The 3,607-nt window shown below is 65.6% G+C and carries 5 protein-coding genes; 2 read left to right on the top strand and 3 right to left on the bottom strand.

The features are described from left to right. Positions 1 to 225 (bottom strand): inositol monophosphatase family protein (locus MRY84_RS18380; protein ID WP_291507141.1); only part of this gene is annotated, 225 nt, incomplete at its 3' end. 175 nt (positions 226 to 400) lie between these two features. On the opposite strand from MRY84_RS18380, the gene MRY84_RS18385 reads away from it, so the two are divergent. Then, a complete protein-coding gene (locus MRY84_RS18385; RefSeq protein ID WP_291507142.1) occupies positions 401 to 1,204 on the top strand; it encodes an RNA methyltransferase in 804 nt (267 codons plus the stop codon). Between the two features lie 36 nt (positions 1,205 to 1,240). Continuing rightward, on the top strand, positions 1,241 to 2,023 hold the full coding sequence (gene cysE / locus MRY84_RS18390) for a serine O-acetyltransferase (protein WP_291507143.1): 783 nt from the start codon (positions 1,241 to 1,243) through the stop codon (positions 2,021 to 2,023). 96 nt (positions 2,024 to 2,119) lie between these two features. On the opposite strand, the gene mog is transcribed toward cysE, so the two are convergent. Further along, positions 2,120 to 2,725 (bottom strand): molybdopterin adenylyltransferase, encoded by a 606-nt coding sequence (mog, locus tag MRY84_RS18395; protein WP_291507144.1) that lies wholly within the window; start codon positions 2,723 to 2,725, stop codon positions 2,120 to 2,122. After that, a complete protein-coding gene (gene yjgA / locus MRY84_RS18400; protein ID WP_291507145.1) occupies positions 2,718 to 3,389 on the bottom strand; it encodes a ribosome biogenesis factor YjgA in 672 nt (223 codons plus the stop codon). Before yjgA ends, mog begins: the two co-directional genes overlap by 8 nt. Between the last annotated feature and the right edge of the window lie 218 nt (positions 3,390 to 3,607).

Here is a 3,607-nt window from a genome sequence, read left to right on the forward strand (position 1 = left end):
CTTGCCCGACTCTTCGGCCAGGATGCCGTGGCCGGGGTAGGCCGTCAGCAGCGTCTCGATGATGATTTTTTCGGAGGCGTGGTCCACCTCGGTCACAAAGTCGTTGATCTGCTTTTGCGAGATCCGCACCGATTCCACGTCCAGGGCCGCGCGGTTGATGATGGCGCCGGCGGCGCGTGCAGCCTTGATGGCCACGTTGAGCATGGGGTGCAGATTGGACGACATAAATTGTGGTGGTGAGCAGCGCACGGCCGAGGTGGCACAGGCGTCTGCGTATCAGGATGAGCGGGGAGGTCGGGCCCGGCCCGGCGATGCGGGCGGCGACAATAGAGGGCGGGATTTTACCCGCAGTGCCATTTTTCGCCTAACTCCCCGCCATTGCCCAGCGCCTGCCCCGTCCATGAAGACCCGTTTCATCCTGATCAACACCAGCCACGCCGGCAATGTGGGGGCTGCTGCCCGCGCCATGAAAACCATGGGCTTCGACGACCTGGTGCTGGTGGCCCCGCGCTGGGCCAACGTGCTGCGGCGTGAGGAAACCATCCAGCGTGCCAGTGGCGCACTGGACGTGCTGAACAACGCGCGCATCGTGGCCACGCTGGACGAAGCGCTGGACGGCATGAGCCACCTGTGCGCCACGGCGATGACGCCGCGCGACTTTGGTCCGCCGACCGTGGCGCCACGGCCGCATTTTGAATCGCTACTGAAAAAGGAGCTGCCAGCGCTTGATGGACAAGCGCTGGATGCCAAAAATACATCAAATTCTGAGGCGGAGACCGCAGCCCCGGCAACGCAGGCCGGCGTCGCCTTCCTCTTCGGCTCCGAGCGCTTCGGCATGGCGAATGAAGACGTGTACCGCTGCCATGTGGCGCTGTCGATTCCGACGAACCCCGGCTTTGGCTCGCTGAACCTGGGCGCGGCCATCCAGGTGATTGCCTACGAATGGCGCCAGGCGCTGGGCGGCTTCGCGGTGGAGAGCGGGACGCCCGAGCGTCCCCTGGCCGATGCCGCCCACGTGGCGGGCATGCTCGCCCACTGGGAGCAGGCGCTCACCGCCATCGGTTTCCTGGACCCGGCCTCGCCCAAGAAGCTCATGCCCCGCCTTAACCAGCTTTTCAACCGCGCGCAGCTGGCCCCCGAGGAAATCCACATCCTGCGAGGTGTCGCCAAAGCCATGATCGAGGCGGCCGGGGCAAAACGATAGACTGCGTTTCCGATTTACAAATAACCACAACAACCGATGTTCGCCCGCCTGCGCTCCGATATCCAGTGCATCCTCGACCGCGATCCTGCCGCGCGCAGCACGTGGGAGGTGATCACCTGTTATCCGGGCCTGCACGCGATCTGGCTGCACCGGCCCGCGCATTGGTGCTGGCACCACGGCCTCAAATGGCTAGGGCGCTTCATCTCGCACTTTGCGCGCTGGTTCACGGGCATCGAGATCCACCCCGGCGCCAAGATCGGCGAGCGCGTGTTCTTCGACCATGCCATGGGCGTGGTGGTGGGCGAGACCGCCGAAATCGGCGACGGCTGCACCATCTACCAGGGCGTGACCCTGGGCGGCACCTCGCTGTACAAGGGCGCCAAGCGCCACCCCACGCTGGGCAAGGACGTGGTGGTCAGCGCAGGCGCCAAGGTGCTGGGCGGCTTCGAGGTGGGTGACGGGGCCAAGATCGGCAGCAACGCCGTGGTCATCAAGCCCGTGCCCGCGGGCGCCACGGCGGTGGGCATCCCGGCGCGGATCATTCCGTCGAAGGCGGGGCAGAGCGCTGATGTGACCGAGCCGCAGCAGGCGCGCAAGTTCACGGCCTATGGCATCACGCAGGAGGACGATCCGCTCTCGCAGGCCATGCGCGGGCTGATCGACAACGCCTCATCGCAAGAGCACCAGATCGCGCTGTTGTGGCAGGCCATCGAAAAGCTCTCGGCGGCCAACCAGCAGGCGAAGGACTGCGTGCCCTGCGACGCCGCGATCAAGGAGCAGTTCGAGGCCGGCAAGCTCAACGAGCTGGTGGGCAAGTAGTTCGTTCGCCGCCTCGTCAGGGTACTATCAAAAAAATAGCTGCCAGCGCTTGGTACACAAGCGCTGGCAGCTATTTTTGCTTTGAATGCGCCGAAGTCAGGCCGTGCGCGGCGCACGGATCGCGCTCTTGGGCCGGAAGGCCTTGCACACCTCGTCGCGCGTTTCCAGGTAGGGCCCGCCGATCAGGTCGACGCAGTACGGCACGGCCGCAAAGATGCCCGGCACGACCTGTTTGCCTTCGGCGTCCTTTAAGCCTTCCAGCGTCTCGGCAATCGCCTTGGGCTGGCCGGGCAGGTTGATGATCAGGCTGCCGCCGCGGATCACCGCCACTTGGCGCGAGAGGATGGCGGTGGGCACGAACTTCAGGCTGATCTGGCGCATCTGCTCGCCAAAGCCCGGCATCTCCTTGTGCGCCACGGCCAGCGTGGCCTCGGGCGTCACGTCACGCAGGGCCGGGCCGGTGCCGCCGGTGGTCAGCACCAGGTGGCAGCCGGCGGTGTCCACCAGCTCGATGAGCGTGGCGCTGATGCCGGCCTGCTCGTCGGGGATCAGGCGCGGCTCGAACGCAATCGGGTTGTGCAGCGCGCGCGCGAGCCAGTCCTGCAGCGCGGGCAGGCCCTTGTCTTCATACACGCCGCTGCTGGCGCGGTCGCTGATCGAGACGATGCCGATCTTCACCGGGTCATACCGGGCGTCACTCATCGCCTTGCTCCTCGTCGCTGCCGCTGCTGTCATCCGGGCCCGTGCCGCCCAGGTGCTCGCGCACCAGTTGGAACAGCTCGCGGTAGGCGCGGCCCTTGCGGGGGGCCAGGCCTTGCGAGATCTGGACGTTGGCCTCCTTGCCGGCGGGCTGGGCGTCCTTGCGGGCCTGGCGGATCAGCGCGCGCAGCTGCTGGGTGTCGGTGGTCGGGTGCTCGGCCATCCAGAGCGCCAGGGCCTCGTCGTCGGCGATGAGGCGGTCGCGCCAATGCTCGGCCAGGTGCAGCTGCATCTTTTCGGCCGCGGAGCCCTTGTGCTGCTCTTCCAGCGCCTGTCGGGCGGCTTGCACCAGCTCGGGTTCGAGCTTGCGCATGATCTTGCCCACGTACTGCATCTGGCGGCGCTTGCCTTCAAAGTTGGTGATGCGCTTGGCTTCGGCCAGCGCATCCACCAGCTTGTCGGGCAGGCCCACCGCATTGAACAGGTCGGCACGCAGGGTCAGCAATTCCTTGCCCAGCTCCTGCAGTTCGTCGCTTTCGCGCTTGAGGTCGGTGCGGCTGGCGTCGGGCGTGCCTTTGAGTTCGGCCTTGAGCTGGATGTCCAGCTCGCTGCCTTCGGCAACGAACTGGCCCTTCACAAAGTAGCCTTTTTTAGGTTTGCGTGACATGGGGTGGGGACAAAAAAATAAGTGGCGCTAAGAGCCTGTTCACGATTTCGCAGGGGATCGCGTTGGAGCGCAATCGGGGATGAGTGGATGCTTCGGATGCGCCGCATGGGCTCATGCCCATGCAGGCAGCCGGGGCGTCAAAGCTTCGAGTTCATCAGCCCGATTTCGCTCCAACCCTTCAAGCACTGGTCTTTGCGGGCGGTCTGCGGCGTTGCGGC

Source organism: Acidovorax sp. (assembly GCF_022763525.1).
Classification (GTDB): Bacteria; Pseudomonadota; Gammaproteobacteria; order Burkholderiales; family Burkholderiaceae_C; genus Acidovorax.